The sequence below is a fragment of the Nonomuraea thailandensis genome (genome assembly GCF_024172165.1).
In the GTDB taxonomy this organism is placed as follows: domain Bacteria; phylum Actinomycetota; class Actinomycetes; order Streptosporangiales; family Streptosporangiaceae; genus Nonomuraea; species Nonomuraea thailandensis.
Genome location: NZ_JAMZEB010000002.1, coordinates 5,234,150 through 5,251,782 on the forward strand (window position 1 = coordinate 5,234,150; position 17,633 = coordinate 5,251,782).

Below are 17,633 nucleotides of genomic sequence, written 5' to 3' on the forward strand. Positions count from 1 at the left end.
CACGTGGTGCCGGGGCTTCTCCGCCTCTGATCAGGGCTCAGGCGGTGGCGGGCAGCGGGCGCGGGACCCGCGGAATGCCCCACAGCCGGTTGTCCTCGCGCAGCGTGCGCAGGCGCTCCACCTCGGAGGTCCACATGGCGCCCGCGGGCGTGGCCTTGGCCTTGCGCCGCGCGATCCGGTCGTCGTAGGCCTTCACGCCGAACGTGGCCCGCTGCCCCGCCTCGGCGGCCCTCAGCGCCTCCGTCAGCGCCTTGTCGAACGCCCGCCCCGCCGCGAGCAGCTCGATCTCGTCGGCCGCGGCGGCACGCAGCTCACGCACGGTCAGCTCGGCCTGCCTGGCCTTGTCGAGCAACTCGGGGAAGCTCTTGGAGATCTCCTGGTCCGCGTGGTAGCGGACCTCTGCCTCCCGGCTCACCCGCGGACGGAAAAACGCCATCGACCCGGCCCCTTCACAAGCTGTCGGTACTCGTTCAACCGCCAAGCGTACGCCGTCCGGCGACACGTACGGAAATCGCCCCGGAGCGAGCGCCTTTACATAGTAAGATGATCACCATGCCAGCCAAGAGACCGCCGGTGCCCCTGTCCCGCGAGCGCATCATCGAGGCCGCGCTCCACATCGCCGACAGCCAGGGCCTGCGGCGCCTGACCATGCGCCGGCTGGGCGACGCCCTCCAGGTGGAGGCCATGGCCATCTACCACCACCTGCCCCGCGGCAAGGAGGCGCTGATGGACGCCCTGGCCGAGCACGTGACGGCCGTGCAGGTCGAGCAGGGGCCCACCTGGCAGGAGACGGCCAAGGCGTGGTGCCGGGCCAGCAGGGAGCTGCTGCGCGACCATCCGGGCGTGCTGGCGCTGGCGCTGACCAAGCCGCCCAAGGGCGCCACGGCCCTGGCCATCAGGGAGCAGGTCGAGCAGCTCTCCGACGGGGGCCTGGAGGCCGCCGGGGAGGCCGTGCGCGCGTTGCGGGCCTTCGTGTTCGGCAGCGTGGCGGTCGAGGTGCAGCAATCGGGGTGGGCCGACCCGGAAGTCGATGAATGGGTCAGGCGGGACGAAAGAGCGGATCTGGACTTCGAGCGCGGACTCGACGCTCTTCTCAAGGGATTGCAAACGTGATGCGCGTGTCGCGCTTGGACCGTTATCCTGCATAAGGCACGCTGTGTCGAAGGTCACACGATCCAGGGATCCTCCTGTAACAGTCCGAACGGGCTATGTCGGAACGAGTGACATACGCCGCACACTTGCCAGCACAACTACCCGAGCCGGCTCCCGACCCTCCACGACGGGAGCATCCCACGAGATATCGGAGGCACGCCGATGTGCCCGCACGACCCGGCCTGTCCGGATGCCGAGGCGCCAGACCGCGAGGCGGCACGCACCCTCGCCTGCCACCCCGAGCAGGGGTGGAGTTTGCTCTGCAACGGAGTCGTCCTGTTCGAGGACACCGGCGAGCTCCTGCCCAGCGGCACCGCCATCGCACCGCACCGGCCCGTAGTCGGCGCCGCCTGACCGCGGCGAGCATCCTCGCCCGCGCGCGCAGCGACGTCCCGGCTACGCGTAGCGCATGATCCATTCGGCGACGACCTCGCCCACTCTGGCGGGGTCGCGCTTGAGGTCGTGGTTCTCCCCCGGCAGCACGACCAGCCGCGCGGCGTCGGCCGCGTCGGGGATCCCGAACGGGTCCCGATCCCCGTTGACCACCAGCACGTCCACTCCGGCCCCGCGCAGCTCCTCGGCCCTGGAACGCTCCGGCCGCCCCGGCGGGTGCAGCGGGAAGGCCAGCGCCACCACCGCGGCCGCGCCGACCGCCTTGGCCGTACGGCACGCCACCCGCGCCCCGTTGCTCCGCCCGCCCTGCACGAGGGGCACCCCGGACCTGCCCGCGCGCAGCTCGCGCAGCACGATCTCCCACGCCTCGTCCTGCTTGACCGCCGAGCCGGGCGCCCGCGCCCCCGCCGCCCTGAAAGCCTGCGTCACCCTCGCCACGCTGGCCCCGGCCGCGAGCGCGGCGTCGCGCACCGCCAGCAGGTCGGGAGCGTCGACCGTCCCGGCCGATCCGTGGGTCAGCACCAGCAGCAGCCGCGGGTCCGCGGCCTCGTCGAGCTCCACCAGCGCCGGCCCTCGCGGCGTCATCACCTGCATGGCAGCACCGTACCTGGGGAGGATGAGCCCCTAGCCCTCAGGGCGGATGACGGCGCGGCGCGCGGCAGGGATGATTTTCCTATGCCAGACAAACGCCTCAGGGATGATCTGCAGGCCACGCTCGACGCGCGCCGCGATCTGGGTCCGGAGTACGAGACCGCGCTCGTCGAGTCGTTCGTGGAGCGGCTCGACGCCACGATCGCCGCGCGCGTGCGGGCCGAGCTCGATCATCACGGTCCCGCGCCGGCCAGGCGCCGCAACCAGGGGTCGCCGATGGTCCCCATCGTGCTGGGCTCGCTGGGCATCGGCGTGCCCCTGACGGCGATCGCGTCGAGCGTGGGCGGAGCGGGGCTGCTGGTGGCGTGGCTGTCGATCGTGCTGATCAACGTGGCCGCCGCCGCAGCGATCATGCGCCGCACCTGACCCGCGCCGCACCTGACCCGCGCAGGAGCTCAGGCGCCGCGGCGCGCGTACGGGCCCAGGCCCGGCTCAGGCGTCGCGGTGCGTGCACGAGCCACGGCCCGGGACCGTGCTGATCCGGCTCGGCCCGGCTCCTCAGGCGTCGCGGTGGTAGCGCAGGCGGACCTCGGCGGCCAGCGTCTCGTCCTCGTGCTCCAGCCCGTACGACCAGACCCGTCCGGCGTCCTCGGCGCGCCCGCGCAGCGGCAGCGTGCGGGCCAGCAGCTCGATCGCCAGCGCGCCGGTCTGCGCGTCGGCCCCGCCTTCGACGCTCTCGGCGAACTCGGCGCAGGCCAGCTCCAGATGCGCGATGCCGAGCTGGACGCGCAGCCCGGGCACCTCGTCCCCGGGGGCGAACTCCAGGGCGTCCAGAAGCACCTCGGCCGCCGCGCCGGGCTCGGCGTGCTCCATCATCAGCTCCGCGAGCTGCGCCGCGGCGTGCGCCCCGACCCGCTCCTCGCCGCCCCGCGCGCCGGTCTCCATGGCGGCGCGGAACTCCTTCTCCGCCTCCTCCAGCAGCTCCGCCCGGGTGGCCAGCCTGGCCAGCGCGAGGTGGGCCAGCGGCACGTACGCGGCCGTGCCCACCCCCAGCACGGCCTGCCAGGCGGCCCTGGCCTGCTCGTCGCGGCCCTCGCGCTCGAACCCCTGCGCCAGGTGGCAGGCGGCCTGGGCGGCGTACTCGGGATGGCCGGTGGACAGCGCGGTCCTGGCCGCGGCCCTGGCCCCCTCGACGTCGCCGACCTGTTCGAGCACCACGGCGAGGCCGACCGCGGCCTGCGCCCTGTCGGCCCCGTCGGGGTCGGCGGCCAGCTCGCCGAGTATGCGGGCGGCGGCGTCGAGGTCACCGCGCTCGGCCAGCAGGCGGGCGGTGTCGAGGGGCGGGGTCTCCAGCTCTGAGGACGTCAAGAGAGCTCCTTGGGGCGGCGGTCGCACCGAGCCTAACGACTATCGGCGATCATGTCTGCTCACTTGACAGCTCTGGACTGGCACGGGTCCCGCCCCTGGCCGGCGGGCGTACCAGGACCTGCCGGAACACGTTCCGGGACAAGCCCGGCAAAGCGGGGCGCTGCTCCGCGCCCGCGCGTGTCGGCCTCCGGACCGGCCACAAGGGCCGGCACGAAAAGGCAGGAGGCCGACACGGGGCCGACACGGGCCGACGTGGGGGCCCGCGGGTCAGTCCTCGTAGGCCTCGAGGGGCGGGCAGGAGCACACCAGGTTGCGGTCGCCGTAGGCCTGGTCGATGCGGCGCACCGGCACCCAGTACTTGCCGTCGCGCAGCGACGGCAGCGGGTAGGCGGCCTCCGAGCGGCTGTACGGGTGCGGCCACTCGTCGGCGCTGACGGACTCGGCCGTGTGCGGCGCGTTGCGCAGCGGGTTGTCCACCTTGTCGTAGTCGCCGGAGGCCACCTTGGCGATCTCGCCGCGGATCGCGACCATGGCGTCGACGAACCGGTCGAGCTCGTTCAGGTCCTCGCTCTCGGTCGGCTCGATCATCAGGGTGCCTGCCACGGGGAACGACATGGTCGGCGCGTGGAAGCCGTAGTCGATGAGGCGCTTGGCCACGTCGTCCACGGTGACGCCGGTCTCCTTGGTGATCTGCCGCAGGTCGACGATGCACTCGTGCGCCACCAGGCCGCCGCGTCCCGTGTAGAGCACGGGGTAGTGCGGGGCCAGCCGCCTGGCCAGGTAGTTGGCCGACAGGATGGCCTGCTCGGTCGCCGCCGTGAGGCCGTCGGCGCCCATCATCCTGACGTACGCCCACGAGATCGGCAGGATGCCCGCCGAGCCGTACGGGGCGGCCGAGACGGGGCCGACCGGGGTGCCGTTGTGCAGCGGGTGGCCGGGCAGGTAGGCGGCCAGGTGGGCGCGGACCGCGACCGGGCCGACGCCGGGGCCGCCGCCGCCGTGCGGGATGCAGAACGTCTTGTGCAGGTTCAGGTGGGACACGTCGGCGCCGAACTCGCCCGGCTTGGCCAGGCCGACCAGGGCGTTGAGGTTGGCGCCGTCGACGTACACCTGGCCGCCGGCGTCGTGCACCTTGGCGCACACCTCGGTGATCGTCTCCTCGTACACGCCGTGCGTGGACGGGTACGTCACCATGATCGCGGCCAGCGCGTCGCGGTGCTTGTCGATCTTGGCGTCGAGGTCGGCCAGGTCCACGTTGCCGTCGCCGTCACAGGCCACGACCACGACGCGCATGCCGGCCATGATGGCGCTGGCGGCGTTGGTGCCGTGGGCGGAGGACGGGATGAGGCACACGTCGCGCTCGCCCTGCCCGTTGGCGCGGTGGTAGGCGCGGATGGCCAGCAGCCCGGCGAACTCGCCCTGGGAGCCGGCGTTCGGCTGGATGGAGACGGCGTCGTAACCGGTCACCTCGGCCAGCCAGCCCTCCAGCGTGCCGATCAGCTCGCGGTAACCCTCGGCCTGGTCGTCGGGCGCGTACGGGTGCACGGCGGCGAACTCGGGCCAGGTGATCGGCTCCATCTCGGTGGTCGCGTTCAGCTTCATCGTGCAGGAGCCGAGCGGGATCATCGAGCGGTCCAGCGCGATGTCCTTGTCCTGCAGCTTGCGCAGGTAACGCAGCATCGCGGTCTCGGAGCGGTGGCTGTGGAAGACCGGGTGGGTCAGGTACGGGCTCTCGCGCAGCAGGCCGGAGGGCAGGGCGTCGGCGGCGTCCTCGGGGGCCACCTCGGCGCTCACGCCGAACGCGGCCCACACCTGGGCCAGCTCGGCGGCGCCCGTCTTCTCGTCGCAGGCCACGGAGACGTGGTCGGCGTCCACCTGCCAGAGGTTGACGCCCCGCTCGGCGGCGGCGGCCACGACGGCGGCGGCCCTGCCGGGCACGCGGGCCAGCACCGTGTCGAAGAACTCGCCGTGCACGACCTCCACGCCCGCGCCGCGCAGCCCCTCGGCCAGGGCGGTGGCGTGGCGGTGCACGCGGTGGCCGATGCCGCGCAGGCCCTCGGGGCCGTGGTAGACGGCGTACATGCTCGCGATGACGGCGAGCAGCACCTGGGCGGTGCAGATGTTGCTGGTGGCCTTCTCGCGGCGGATGTGCTGCTCGCGGGTCTGCAGGGCCAGGCGGTAGGCGGGATCGCCGTCGGCGTCCACGGACACGCCGACCAGGCGGCCCGGGAGCTGCCGCTGCAGGCCCTCCCGTACGGACATGTACGCGGCGTGCGGCCCGCCGAACCCGAACGGCACCCCGAAGCGCTGCGAGGACCCGATCGCGATGTCGGCGCCCAGCTCGCCGGGGGCGGCGACCAGCGTCAGCGCGAGCAGGTCGGCGGCGGCCACGACGAGCGCGCCGGCCTCGTGCGCGGCGGCGGCCACGGCGCGGAAGTCACGCAGCCGCCCGGACGCGCCGGGGTACTGCACGAGCAGCCCGAAACACTCGGGCAGCTCCCCCTCCAGGTCGTGCTCCACCAGCGTGATGCCGAGCGGCTCCGCCCTGGTGGCCAGCACGGCCTTGGTCTGGGGCAGCGCGTCGGCGTCCACCACGAACACGTCGCTCTTGGACCTGCCCGCCCTGCGGGCCAGCGTCATGGCCTCGGCCGCGGCCGTGGCCTCGTCGAGCAGCGACGCGCCCGCGACGGGCAGGCCGGTGAGGTCGGAGACGACCGTCTGGAAGTTCAGCAGCGCCTCCAGGCGGCCCTGCGAGATCTCCGGCTGGTACGGGGTGTAGGCGGTGTACCAGCCCGGGTTCTCCAGCAGGTTGCGGCGGATGACGCCGGGCGTGACGGTGTCGTAGTAGCCCAGGCCGATCATGGAGGTGAGCACCCGGTTGCGCCCGGCCAGTGCGCGCAGCTCGGCGATGGCCTCGGCCTCGCCGATCGCGGCGGGCAGCTTGAGCCTGTCCTTGGCCCTGATCGCCTCCGGGACGGCCACCGCCACCAGGTCCGCTACGGATTCGAAGCCCACGGCCTCGAGCATGCGCTGCTGCTCGGGCTCGGACGGGCCGATGTGCCTGGACGAGAACGGCGGAGCTGACAGATCGGTCATGGGGTGTGCCTCCCGAGGCGTATGGAGACCGGCGCCAGGGCGCGGACGAGTGCCGGATCTCCCCCTCTGTCAGCGCGGCCCCGCGATGTGCGGCGGCGCCACGACCTGAGAGCTTCACCCCCGGTGGGGCTTGCACCGTCGGTGAGGCGCGCCTGGCGGGTGCGCCTGCTTTCCAGAGTTGCCTCACCCGAGCGGTACTGGATGCCTGAGAGATTCCGGGGAGGGTTGCTCCTTCGGCGCCCCGGGACCAGGTGCCCGGGGACTCTCCCGCACGGGGTCGTCAGCCTTACTGTCCTAGATTACTACGGTAGGCCCCGATAACTGCTCACCGGACCACCTCCGGCCACCGGCGCGCCTCGTACGAATGCCGGAAGCGCACATGAAGAGGCTCCGCGTCAGGCCGGGCACGGGAGGTCGCCTGGGGGGTGTGAGGCGTGGGTGCGCGGGCGTGACTGCGGGCGGGCGGCCCCGGCCTGACCGGCCGGCGCGGGAGCCCGGGGCGGCTCAGCCGGTGCGGCGGGCGCGGCGCCTGCGGGCCAGTTCGTCAGCGGGATGGTCGGCCGGGACGGTGTCCTCGACCGCCGCGCGTTCCCCCGGCAGCTCCGCGAGGGAGCCCTCGACCTCCCGCCAGACCCGCCCGAGCGCGATGCCGAACACGCCCTGGCCGCCCTGGAGCAGGTCTATCACCTCGTCGGCCGAGGTGCACTCGTAGACGCTGACACCGTCGCTCATGAGCGTGATCTGCGCGAGGTCGGCGACCCCGCGGTCACGCAGGTGCTGCACCGCCGTGCGGATCTGCTGCAACGACACCCCGGTGTCGAGGAGCCGCTTGACGACCTTGAGCACCAGGATGTCGCGGAAGCTGTAGAGCCGCTGGGAGCCCGAGCCGTGCGCCGCCCTTATCGTCGGCTCAACCAGGCCCGTGCGCGCCCAGTAGTCGAGCTGCCTGTAGGTGATGCCGGCCGCGGCGCAGGCCGTCGGCCCGCGGTATCCGATGTCGCCCGGCAGCGCCGTCGGCTGCTCGTCGAAGAGCAGACCCTGCTCTCCGGCACGCTGCCGCGCGCTCTCGCGCCGCACCGGATCTTCCTGGCCGGCCGTCTTTCCCTCGCCGCTGCTGACCGCCACGCGGACCTCCGGCTTTCTCTCATCCCGTGGCCTGATCTGGGGGTTCGTAAAGGGCGACCACGGGTTTCACTTGCACCGTAGGACCGTGACCATGCTCAGTCAACGATCCGGCTCGGCGCGTCGTGAAGCGTAAATGCACTGAAATACCTACCCCGCCCTGCCGAAGTCCTCGGGAGTGATCGTGTCAAGGAACTCCCTGAACTTCTCCACCTCGTCCTCCTGGTCGTCCGGGATGATCACTCCGGCCTCCTGGACGACCTCCTCGCTGGCGAAGATGCGGGCCCCGGTGCGCAGGGCGAGCGCGATGGAGTCGGAGGGCCGCGCGCTCACCTCCACGCCGTTGGAGAACACCAGATCGGCGAAGAAGATGCCGTCGCGCAGCGCGACGATGTTGACCGCGCGCAGGCCGACGCCCAGGGCGCTCAGCACGTCGCGGAAGAGATCATGGGTGAGCGGCCGCGGCGGGGGCTCCTCCGCCTGCGCCAGCGCGATGGCCGTGGCTTCAGGCATGCCGATCCATATAGGAAGGAACCGCTCCCCGTGTGCCTCCTTGAGCAAGACGATCGGCTGATTAGTGGGCATTTCAACTCGAACGCCCACGACCTCCATCTGCAACACGGGCTGCTCCGTATTCCTGACCGGTCACCCGGCACAGCTCTTCGATCATCGCTTCTGCTGACTTGGCTTCGCAATTCAACGTAACACCCAGCGGGCCTGGAATGTGCCCCCGCCTCCCAGCTCGCTACGGTCTCAGCGCCCCAGCACCGAGCGCACGCCCGTGCGCACAAGGGATGCGTGCAGGTCGAGCAGCAACGTGGAAAGCTCCCTGGCGACCTCGTCCGCCTCGCCGATGGCTCCCGGGCGGCGCCGCTTGAGTATGGGAGCGACCGTCTGCTCGACCAGACCGGCCTCCCGCTCGGCCGCCGCCTTGACCGCGCGCAGGTGGCGGGCGTGCAGGCCGAAGCGGGCCAGGGCGCCCACGGTGCGGGCCACCTTGAGCGCCTCCTCGTCGTAGCGCCTGGCCACCGGGGCCAGCAGTCCGTAGTCCTCCAGCTCGGCGAGGGTCTCCTCGTCGATCCCGGCGGCCTCGATCAGCTCGGCCCGGCTGAGCCTGGTCTCCTGCGGCTGCTGCAGGGCGCGCGGGCGGCCGAAGCTCTCGGCCATCCTGTCCTTGATCACCCGCAGCGGCAGGTAGTGGTCACGCTGCTCGGTGAGGATGAAGCGCAGCTGCTCCACGTGCAGGTGGGTGAACTTGCGGTAGCCGGAGGGGCTGCGCTCGGGCTCGATCAGCCCCTCGCCCTCCAAGAACCTGATCTTGGAGATCGTCACGTCGGGGAACTCGCCCTGCAGCAGCGCGAGCACCTCCCCGATGCTCATGTGCGAGCGTGCCGCCTGAGAGCTCATCCGGCCTCCCGCGAACGGCCGCCCGTCACCTTGAGTCGCTCACTGCGCCCGCTCATGCGCCGGAGTTGCCCCGCATCAGGAAGAGAAGGCGGAACTTGCCGATCTGCACCTCGTCTCCGGAGTGCAGGGGAACCTCCTCGATACGCTCCCGGTTGACGTAGGTGCCGTTGAGGCTGCCCACGTCGCGCACGGAGAACTGGCCGCCGCGGTGGCGGTAGAACTCGACGTGGCGGCGGGAGACCGTGATGTCGTCGAGGAAGATGTCGCTCTCCGGGTGGCGCCCGGTCGTCGTCAGGTCCTTGTCGAGCCGGAACCGGCTGCCCTGGTTGGGCCCCCTGGTCACCGTGAGCAACGCCGCGCCGGGCGGCAGCTGCTCGACCAGCGCCCGCTCGGCCAGGAGCATGTCGCCTGTCTCAGCCTCGTACGCCTCGATTCCCGCGACGGAGATCGTCGATGTGGTATCCCCGGAGACCTCGGGTCTGGTCAGCGGTGACCCACAGCGGGAACAGAAACGGGCATCCTCGGGGTTGGCGTGCCCGCACTGCGTGCAGTAGACGCTCGGCATCGATCGGCTCGGCCTCCTACCGCGAAGACGCGGCGACGGTGCTCAGGGCGCGCCTCGCTTCGCTTTTTCAAGTTTGCGAATGCCGCAACTTACGCTGATCAGCGGCAAAGGTCAAGGCGGGGCGCTGCACGTTGGTTTGGACGCAGACAAAGTTACCGCCGCCCCCGCCCCGTGGTCCATGCCGCCGCGCGTTTCTACATTACGATCTTGCGGCACTGCCCGGTCACATCTTCGGCAAACCCTTTCCGATCACAGCGTGTGACGCTATCACCCCGCGGCCTGTTCCACGATCCGGGCCCAGCGTTCGATGAGGGCCTGGGCGCCGTCCACGTCCCCGGCCTCGGCCCACAGGTCGGTGACGGGCTCGGCGGCGGCGGGCAGCACCAGCACCCAGCTCCCGTCGTCGCGGGCCACGCGCACGCCGTCCGTGGTGTCGACGCGGTGCCCTCCCGTCTCGGCCTCGGCCGCCTCGATGACCGAGCGCATGACGGCGCCCTTCGCCGCCCAGGGCGTGGGCACGGTGCGCCTGAGCAGCTTGACCTCGGGGATCCTGGCGTCGATCTGGCTGAGGGAGAGCCGGGTGCGGGCGACCAGGCCGAGCAGGCGGATGAACGCGGCCAGCCCGTCGATCGCGGGGCTGAACTCCGGCACGACGAAGCCGCCGCGCCCGTCGGCCGCGAAGATCATGTCGGGGCCGGCGGCGGCCGAGGTGAGGGCGTCCTGCCCGGTGGAGGTCCACTGCACCTGCACGCCGTGGAAGCGGCACACCTGCTCGGCGACGCGGGTCGTGGTGACCGGCAGCGCCACCTGGCCGCCCCTGCGCTCGGCGGCGACCAGGTCGAGCACGACCAGCAGGGCGCGTTCCTCGCTGATGAGCTGCCCCTTCTCGTCCACCAGGCCGATGCGCTCGCCGACCGGGTCGAACCGCACGCCGAACGCCGCCCGCGAGCTGCTGACCAGCTCCGACAGGCGTTGCAGGTCGCGGCGGCGCTCGGCCAGCGTCTCGGTGGGCGAGACGTCGTCGAGGCGGGCGTTGACGGTGAGCACCTCGACGCCGACCCGGCCGAGCAGGGTGGGCAGCACCAGCGAGGAGGTGCCGCCCGCGCAGTCCACGACGACCTTCATGTCCCGCACGCCGCCGACGCCGACGTTGCGCAGCAGCTCGTGGGTGTAGTCCTCGAAGGCCCTGGCCGGGTAGGCGAGCTCGGCGATCTCTCCCGGGAACGCGCGGCGGAACTCCTGCCGGGAGAAGACCCGCTCCAGCTTGCGCTGCGCGGCCGGCGGCAGGTCGGCGCCGCGGTCGTCCATGATGACGATGTCCACGCTCTGCGGGTCTCCCGGCGTGGTGCGCAGCGCGATGCCGCCGGCGGCCGACTCGCGGGCGGTGTGGAAGCGGGTGACGGGCATCGGGGCGGCTTCGAGGTCGAGCACGTTGATGGCGCCCGCGGTGAGCGCGCCGATGACGGCCCGCTTGAGCGCCCTGGCGGCCAGGGAGCAGTCGCGGGAGGTGACGACGTACTCGCCCTTCCTGAGGGTGGTGGCGTACGCGCTGGCCAGGCGCACGCACAGCTCGGCCGTGATCTCGACGTTGACCAGGCCGCTGACGCCGCGCGGGCCGAACAGGTTGCGCTGGCCGCGCGACTCCCAGATGACGCTGGTGTTGACGACCGCGCCGGCCTCGATGGTCTTGAACGGGTAGACCCTGACGCCGCTGGAGACGTACGCCTCGGCCTCGATGACGCATTCGTCGCCGATGATGGCGTTCTCCTCGATGCGGGCGCCGGCCATCACGTCGGTGCTCTTGCCGATGACGCAGCCGCGCAGGTGGGCGCCGGGGCCGAGGTAGACGTTGTCGTGGACGACCGCGCGGTGCAGGAACGCGCCCTCGCGCACGACCGCGTTGTTGCCGAGCACGGTGTACTCGCGCAGCTCTGCGCCCGCCTCCACCTTGGCGTAGTCGCCGACGAGGAGCGGGCCCTTGAGCACGGCGTCGGGGTCCACCGAGGCCGAGTCGGCCACCCAGACGCCCGGGGAGAGCTCGAAGCCGCCGATGTCCAGCTCGACCTTGCCCGACAAGGCGTCGGCCTGGGCCTTGAGGTAGCTGTCGTGGGTGCCGACGTCCTCCCAGTAGCCGTCGGCGACGTAGCCGTAGATGGGGGCGCCGCGCTCCAGGAGGGCGGGGAAGACGTCGGAGGACCAGTCGACGGGCTCGCCGGGCGCGACGGCGTCGAGGATCTCGGGCTCCATGACGTAGATGCCGGTGTTGACGGTGTCGGAGAAGACCTGGCCCCAGGTGGGCTTCTCCAGGAAGCGCTGTACGCGGCCCTCGTCGTCCACGATGATGATCCCGAATTCGAGAGGGTTCGGGACGCGTTTGAGGCCGATCGTAACAAGGGCCCCATTTTCCCGGTGAAAACGGATCATGTCGGATAAATCGATATCCGTCAGGGCATCACCGGAGATCACCAGAAAACGATCGTCGCGGAGGCGGTCTGCGGCGTTCTTGACGCTGCCGGCGGTGCCGAGCGGGACGTCCTCCGTGGCGTACTGGAGGCTCATGCCCAGCTCGTCACCGTCGCCGAAGTAGTTGCGCACGAGCGCGGCCAGGAACTGCAGCGTCACCACCGTCTCGGTGACGCCGTGCCGCTTGAGCAGGCGCAGCACGTGCTCCATGATCGGGCGGTTGGCCACGGGGAGCAGGGGTTTGGGCTGGTTGGCGGTCATGGGACGCAGCCGAGTGCCCTCCCCGCCCGCCATGACGACCGCCTTCACCCGATCACCCCTTCTTGGCCGCGGTTACGAGTTGGCGCACCTGTACCACATACAGCACCCCCGCCCACCAGTACAGGCCCGTTCCCCAGAGCGCGAAGGCCCACCCGACAATCCGGGCTATTTCGGCATACCACCCAGAGTGGGAGGCAAGGAAGAGGAGAGGGAAGGCATACATGAGGTTGAACATGGCGGCCTTGCCCAGGAAATGCACCTGAAGTGCCTTATACCCGTATTTGCGAAGTACGGGGAAGAAACTCGCGACCAAGAGTTCACGGCCCAGGATGACCACGACCAGCCACCACGGGATGACCTCGCGCAGCAGGAGGGCGAAGATGGTGGCGAAGACGTAGAGCTTGTCCGCCGCCGGGTCGATGAGCCGGCCGAGCTTGCTGGTCTGGTTGAACGCCCGGGCGATCTTTCCGTCGAGCCAGTCCGTGAAGCCGGCCACCGCCAGGACGCCGATGGCCCAGCCGTCCGCCTGGGGTACGAGAACCAGCCAGAGGAACACGGGGACGCCCAGGAGGCGCAGGAAGCTCAGCAGGTTAGGAACCGTCCAGATCCGGTCCTCGGCGGAAGTTTCGCTCACGCAGCAGACCCTACTGCGTGAACTGGGGCGCAGCGCTCGCCTCCCGCCCCCGGCTTCTCCGGCCCCACACCCCGGTGCGGGGCCGCCTTCAGGTGCGGAGGAAGGAGTGGGTGCGGCCCGCCTCCTCGAAGCCGAGCCGTCCGTAGAAGTGGCGCGGCCAGTCGGCGGCGTCGGCCACCAGGAAGATCAGCTCGGCCTCGGCCGCCTCGGCCAGCAGCGCGTGCATCAGGGCTCGCGCGTACCCCCTGCCCCGGTGCTCCTCGCCGGTGAAGACGCTCTCGATCTGGGCGACCCCGCCGTGCGTGTACAGGTCGGCGCGGGCGGCGATCTCGCCGGACGGGGCGCGCACGCCGCGGAAGCCCACCGTGTCGGCGCCGCGCAGCCGGGACTCCACCCGCCTGGCCAGCCCGTCGATCACCGCGCCGGGCGCCTGCGGCAGCGTACGGCGCCAGTCGCGCCGCAGCACCGGCTCCAGCTCCGCGAGCGTGAGCCGCTCGGCCGGCGGCGGATCGGCCGGGATCCTGCCGCGGAAGACCATGACGAGGTTCGTCTCGTGCTCGTAGCCCGCGGCGGTGAACGCGGGCGCGCACGCCGTGCCCAGCCGGTCGTCGTCCACGCACACGAGCCGGTGCTCCCGCCCGGCCAGCACCTCGTCGGCCGCCGCCATCAACCGCCCGGCCAGCCCCTCAGCACCGTCCGCCGCTCCCTCAGCACGGGCCTCTGGCCCCTCAGCACCGGCCTCTGGCCCCTCAGCACCGGCTGCCGGCTCCTCGTCGCCGGCTGAGTGCGGCCGCCCGGACGGCTCCTCGGCGCCGACCGCCGCCGGCCGGCCGGACGTCGTGATGATCAGCTTGTTGTCGTCGTAGGAGCCGGGGAAACGTTCGTCGAGCACCCCGAACCCGCCCTCCACCGGCACCACCACGGGCGCCCTGCGCCGGGCGAAGCCCTGGAGGAAGCCGAGGGCCCGCGCCAGGTCCGCCGCCGCGCCCCCGCGCTCCAGGGCCGGCCCGCGGGCCGCCTCATCCACGGGCGTTCCGCAGGAACTCCTCGATCAGCCGCGAGTCCTTCACGCCGGGCGAGGTCTCCACACCGCTGGACACGTCGACCCCCCACGGGCCGGCGGCCTCGATCGCCTCGCGCACGTTGCCGGGGGCCAGCCCGCCCGCCAGCATCCACCGCCCGGACGCCCGGCCGCGCACCGCGGCCCACTCCCACTGCCGGCCGGAGCCCGCGTGGGGCGCGTCCACGAGGAGCAGGTCCTCGTCGAAAGCACCGCACCGCAGGTCGGCCTGGGCGTCGACGGCCCTGATGAGGGTGACGCCGAGGTCCTTCAGCGCGGTGAAGTCGCCGTGCGGATGCGTGCCGTGGAGCTGCACGGCGCGCACGCCGGCGGTCAGCGCCGCCGCGCGGACCGTCTCCGGGGCCTCGCCGCGGAAGACGCCGACGGTGAGCACGTGCCCGGGCACCTGCGCGGCCAGCTCGGCGGCCCGCTCGGGGGTGATCCGGCGCGGGCTCCTGGTCAGCACGAACCCGATCGCGTCGGCCCCGGCCTCGACGGCGGTGGCCACGTGCTCGGGCTCGCTCAGCCCGCAGATCTTCACATACACGTCTCCGACCTTAGCGGCGGCGGGCGGCTGCCGGTGACCACGCCCACACCAGCACCGCGACGATCAGCCCGAACAGGGTCACCCCGGCCGGCAGGTGCGCCCCGAGCCACAGCCAGGTGACGTGCTGGAGCCCGCCGACCACGAACAGCGCGACGCTGGCCAGCGCGGGCCAGCCGGCGCCGCGACCGGGCCGCCAGACCAGGACGGCCAGCACGATCTGGACGAGGGCGACGAGGTGCACGGCCATGCCGGCCAGCAGGTGCGCCTCGATCATCGGCTCCGACTCCACCGCCTGGCCCGCGAAGGAGGCGGCCACGAGCAGCGCCGCCGCCTGGGCGGTGACGGCCACGCGCAGGCTGTAGAGCAGGCCGGAGGAGACCCGGCCCTCGGGCCGGGGCAGGGTGACGGTGTCGCGCATGGCCATGGAAGGTCCTTTCGCCGAAGGTGAGGGACCACATGGTCGCGGCGGGCACCGCCGGGGGTCGTCAGCCTGCCGGATGACTCACCGGTACGCCCGGCGGCGGACCTCAGCCGCCGCACGGGCCGGAAGGAGCGACGGACCTCAGCCGCCGCGCGGCGGGCGGACGGGACGGAAGGAGGCGTCCACGAGGCCGGTGCGGTGGGCGACGACGGCGGCCTGGATGCGGTTGCGCAGGCCCAGCTTCTCCATCGCGGCGGCGATGTGCGTCTTGACCGTCGTGACGCCGACGTGCAGCTCCTCGGCGATCTCGGCGTTGGACAGGCCGGTGCCGACCAGCGCCAGCACCTCCAGCTCGCGCTCGGTCAGCCCGGGCGGGGCGGAAGGGGCGGCCTGCTCCTCGGCGGCCAGGAAGCGCTCGACGACCCGGCGCAGCACGGAGGGCGCGAGAAGCTGCTCGCCGGCCGCGGCCCTGCGCACGGCGTCGACCATGCGCTCCGGCTCGTCGTCCTTGACCAGGAACCCGACGGCGCCGGCGCGCAGGGCGGCGTAGACGTTGCCGTCCTCGGCGAACGTGGTCAGCACCACGATCCTGGTGCCCGGCCGGGCGGACAGCACGCGCTTGATCGCCTCCAGTCCGTCGACCCTGGGCATGCGCAGATCCATGAGGATCACGTCGGGCAGGTGGCGCTCGGCCAGGCGGACGGCCTCGGCGCCGTCCTCCGCCTCGCCCACGACCTCCATGTCGCCCGTGGCCTGCAGCAGCATGCGCACGCCCGCGCGGACGAGCGCCTGGTCGTCGGCCACCAGCACGCGGATCACGCCGCGCTCCCCGGGGACACGCGGGTGTGGGCGGGCAGGTGGGCGGCCAGCAGCCAGCCGCCCTCGCCGTCTGGCCCGGCGCTGAGGGTGCCGCCGAGGGTGCGCACGCGCTCGCGCATTCCGGCCAGGCCGCGCCCGGAGGAGGGCAGCCGCTCGATGGCGGTGGGCGGGCGGCCGTTGCGGATCTCGACGTCCAGGCCCTCCTCGGAGGGCGTCACGGATACGCGGACCCGGGTGCCGGGGCCTGCGTGCTTGAGCACGTTCGTCAATCCTTCCTGAACGATGCGGGCCGCTGAGGTGCGGGCGATGAGGGGCGTCTGGTCGGTGGCCGGGTCGAGGTCGAGGTCGACGAGGAGGCCGGCGGCGGCCATGCGCTCGGCGGACTCGCGGACGACGTCGGCGGGGTTGGCCAGCAGGTCGGGCTGGCGGTCGGGGTCGCGCAGCAGGTCGAGCAGGTCGCGCAGGTCCTGCAGCACCTGGTGGCCGGTCTCGCGGATGTCGTTGAGCGCGTCGGCGACGGGCCCGTCGGGGGCGGCGTAGCGGGCGGCGCTGGCCCGCAGCACCATGGCGCCGACGTGGTGGGCGACGATGTCGTGCACGTCGCGGGCGATGCGCTCGCGCTCGGCGAGCTGGTCGGCGCGCACCTGGGCGACGGCGGCGCGGGCGGCCTCCTCGGCGACCAGCTTCTCGGTGGCCGCGGCCTCCCTGCGCACGCCCAGGTAGCGGCCGATCGCGATGGGCGTGGCGACCAGCGTCATGAGCACCCCCACACGGAACGGCGTGACCTCGGTGCCGTCGCCGACGACGGCGATCGCGGTGAGCAGGCAGCCGGTGACGTACGCGGCCACCGTCCACGCCCAGGACACCACCCTCATGGCGAACACGCCGATGGCGATGAGGGTGAGGATCACGCACGTGTTGACGGCGTCGTTCAGATAGGTGTCGGCCGAGACGAGCAGCACGCCCTGAAGGAGGAAGACCAGGCCGGGCAGCCGCCGGGCGATGCCCAGCGACAGGCCGCCCACCACGGCGAGCAGGCCGACCACCCAGACGGGCTGGGTGCCGGAGTGCCAGGTGGTCCACGTGCTCAGCACGGTGATCGCGACGCCGCCGGCCGCGAGCAGCGCGTCGGGGGTGACCTCGCGCTCCTCCAGGCGCTCGGCCGAGCTGCGCAGGTACGAGCCCAGCACGGCGGGGAAGACGGGCAGCAGGATGGAGTACATCCACATGTTGCCGGTGAGCGCGACACCCGGATCGGCGATGTTGAAGGCGGTGGCGAAGATCGAGGCGGCCACGGCGACGGCGGTGCCGCGCACCTTCGAGCTGTAGCCGGCCACGCCCAGCGACACGCAGACGAGGATCTGGGCGGTGTTGGAGGTGAACGAGCCGAGCTGGTCGGTGACGAACAGGGCGGCCGCGAGGTAGAGGCTGACGATCACCGGCCGGCGGCGCACCAGCCCCATGGGCAGGCCGACCAGCAGGGCCATGAGGATGTTCAGCTCGGCGGGCAGGTACTCCGTGTCGCCCGCGTGCGCCGTGGTCAGCAGGTCGAGACCCACTCCAGAGGCCGCGAGCAGGACATCCAGCGGCACACCACGCCAACGCATGCACACACCGTATCCGCCCCGCCGGACGAGCCCGGTCCTCCTGGTGGAGGAGCGCGCCTCCTCCAAGTGGCCGGAGGTCCGCCCGGACGGTGGAGCGATCAATCCCGATCAGCGCCTAAGTTCGGTG

General features: G+C 72.3%; 18 protein-coding genes and 1 riboswitch. Of the genes, 3 read left to right on the forward strand and 15 right to left on the reverse strand.

Translation table 11 applies throughout. From position 1 onward, the window contains the following. Positions 1-37: 37 nt before the first annotated feature. Positions 38-436, reverse strand: a complete 399-nt coding sequence (locus HD597_RS27660; protein ID WP_253745770.1) for a hypothetical protein — start codon at positions 434-436, stop codon at positions 38-40. A 116-nt stretch (positions 437-552) separates the two neighbouring features. Between HD597_RS27660 and HD597_RS27665 the strand changes: the two genes are divergently transcribed. Next, a complete protein-coding gene (locus HD597_RS27665; RefSeq protein WP_253745771.1) occupies positions 553-1,113 on the forward strand; it encodes a TetR/AcrR family transcriptional regulator C-terminal domain-containing protein in 561 nt (186 codons plus the stop codon). 201 nt (positions 1,114-1,314) lie between these two features. Beyond that, positions 1,315-1,506, forward strand: a complete 192-nt coding sequence (locus HD597_RS27670) for a DUF5999 family protein (RefSeq protein ID WP_080040273.1) — start codon at positions 1,315-1,317, stop codon at positions 1,504-1,506. Between the two features lie 42 nt (positions 1,507-1,548). Here the strand turns inward: HD597_RS27670 and HD597_RS27675 are convergent, their stop codons facing one another. Continuing rightward, complete coding sequence (locus HD597_RS27675; protein ID WP_253745772.1) at positions 1,549-2,139, reverse strand: alpha/beta hydrolase family protein; 591 nt, start codon at positions 2,137-2,139, stop codon at positions 1,549-1,551. Positions 2,140-2,220: 81 nt separating this feature from the next. Between HD597_RS27675 and HD597_RS27680 the strand changes: the two genes are divergently transcribed. Continuing rightward, complete coding sequence (locus HD597_RS27680; protein WP_253745773.1) at positions 2,221-2,562, forward strand: hypothetical protein; 342 nt, start codon at positions 2,221-2,223, stop codon at positions 2,560-2,562. A 132-nt stretch (positions 2,563-2,694) separates the two neighbouring features. Here HD597_RS27680 and HD597_RS27685 read toward each other — a convergent pair whose 3' ends face one another. The 13 genes from HD597_RS27685 to HD597_RS27745 all read right to left on the reverse strand — a co-directional run bounded on the left by HD597_RS27685 (position 2,695) and on the right by HD597_RS27745 (position 17,506). Then, entirely contained in the window at positions 2,695-3,504 is an 810-nt protein-coding gene (locus tag HD597_RS27685; RefSeq protein WP_253745774.1) for a tetratricopeptide repeat protein, read from the reverse strand. A 267-nt stretch (positions 3,505-3,771) separates the two neighbouring features. Further along, the gene (gene gcvP / locus HD597_RS27690) at positions 3,772-6,600 is read right to left on the reverse strand and encodes an aminomethyl-transferring glycine dehydrogenase (protein WP_253745775.1); all 2,829 of its coding nucleotides are present in this window, start codon (positions 6,598-6,600) and stop codon (positions 3,772-3,774) included. A 182-nt stretch (positions 6,601-6,782) separates the two neighbouring features. Next, positions 6,783-6,880: riboswitch (glycine riboswitch) on the reverse strand. 224 nt (positions 6,881-7,104) lie between these two features. Further along, positions 7,105-7,725 carry a MerR family transcriptional regulator gene (locus HD597_RS27695; protein WP_148432158.1) on the reverse strand — a complete coding sequence of 207 codons (621 nt, stop codon included), beginning with the start codon at positions 7,723-7,725 and terminating at the stop codon, positions 7,105-7,107. 147 nt (positions 7,726-7,872) lie between these two features. Further along, positions 7,873-8,343, reverse strand: a complete 471-nt coding sequence (locus HD597_RS27700) for a bifunctional nuclease family protein (RefSeq protein WP_185105941.1) — start codon at positions 8,341-8,343, stop codon at positions 7,873-7,875. A gap of 132 nt (positions 8,344-8,475) precedes the next feature. After that, positions 8,476-9,129 (reverse strand): transcriptional regulator FtsR, encoded by a 654-nt coding sequence (gene ftsR / locus HD597_RS27705; protein WP_253745776.1) that lies wholly within the window; start codon positions 9,127-9,129, stop codon positions 8,476-8,478. A 52-nt stretch (positions 9,130-9,181) separates the two neighbouring features. After that, entirely contained in the window at positions 9,182-9,694 is a 513-nt protein-coding gene (locus HD597_RS27710) for a double zinc ribbon and FHA domain-containing protein (RefSeq protein WP_185105942.1), read from the reverse strand. A gap of 267 nt (positions 9,695-9,961) precedes the next feature. Further along, the gene (locus HD597_RS27715) at positions 9,962-12,466 is read right to left on the reverse strand and encodes a mannose-1-phosphate guanyltransferase (RefSeq protein WP_253745777.1); all 2,505 of its coding nucleotides are present in this window, start codon (positions 12,464-12,466) and stop codon (positions 9,962-9,964) included. A gap of 4 nt (positions 12,467-12,470) precedes the next feature. Further along, on the reverse strand, positions 12,471-13,052 hold the full coding sequence (gene clsA / locus HD597_RS27720; RefSeq protein ID WP_253745778.1) for a cardiolipin synthase ClsA: 582 nt from the start codon (positions 13,050-13,052) through the stop codon (positions 12,471-12,473). Between the two features lie 88 nt (positions 13,053-13,140). Then, the gene (locus HD597_RS65990; protein ID WP_253745779.1) at positions 13,141-14,079 is read right to left on the reverse strand and encodes a GNAT family N-acetyltransferase; all 939 of its coding nucleotides are present in this window, start codon (positions 14,077-14,079) and stop codon (positions 13,141-13,143) included. Further along, positions 14,072-14,659 carry a phosphoribosylanthranilate isomerase gene (locus tag HD597_RS27730; RefSeq protein WP_253745780.1) on the reverse strand — a complete coding sequence of 196 codons (588 nt, stop codon included), beginning with the start codon at positions 14,657-14,659 and terminating at the stop codon, positions 14,072-14,074. The genes HD597_RS65990 and HD597_RS27730 overlap by 8 nt, the downstream gene beginning before the upstream one ends. A gap of 10 nt (positions 14,660-14,669) precedes the next feature. Next, positions 14,670-15,083: a hypothetical protein gene (locus HD597_RS27735; protein ID WP_253745781.1), complete on the reverse strand. Its 414-nt coding sequence runs from the start codon at positions 15,081-15,083 to the stop codon at positions 14,670-14,672. A 138-nt stretch (positions 15,084-15,221) separates the two neighbouring features. Further along, positions 15,222-15,899 (reverse strand): response regulator, encoded by a 678-nt coding sequence (locus tag HD597_RS27740; RefSeq protein ID WP_253745782.1) that lies wholly within the window; start codon positions 15,897-15,899, stop codon positions 15,222-15,224. Then, positions 15,896-17,506 (reverse strand): sensor histidine kinase, encoded by a 1,611-nt coding sequence (locus tag HD597_RS27745; RefSeq protein WP_253745783.1) that lies wholly within the window; start codon positions 17,504-17,506, stop codon positions 15,896-15,898. Before HD597_RS27745 ends, HD597_RS27740 begins: the two co-directional genes overlap by 4 nt. Between the last annotated feature and the right edge of the window lie 127 nt (positions 17,507-17,633).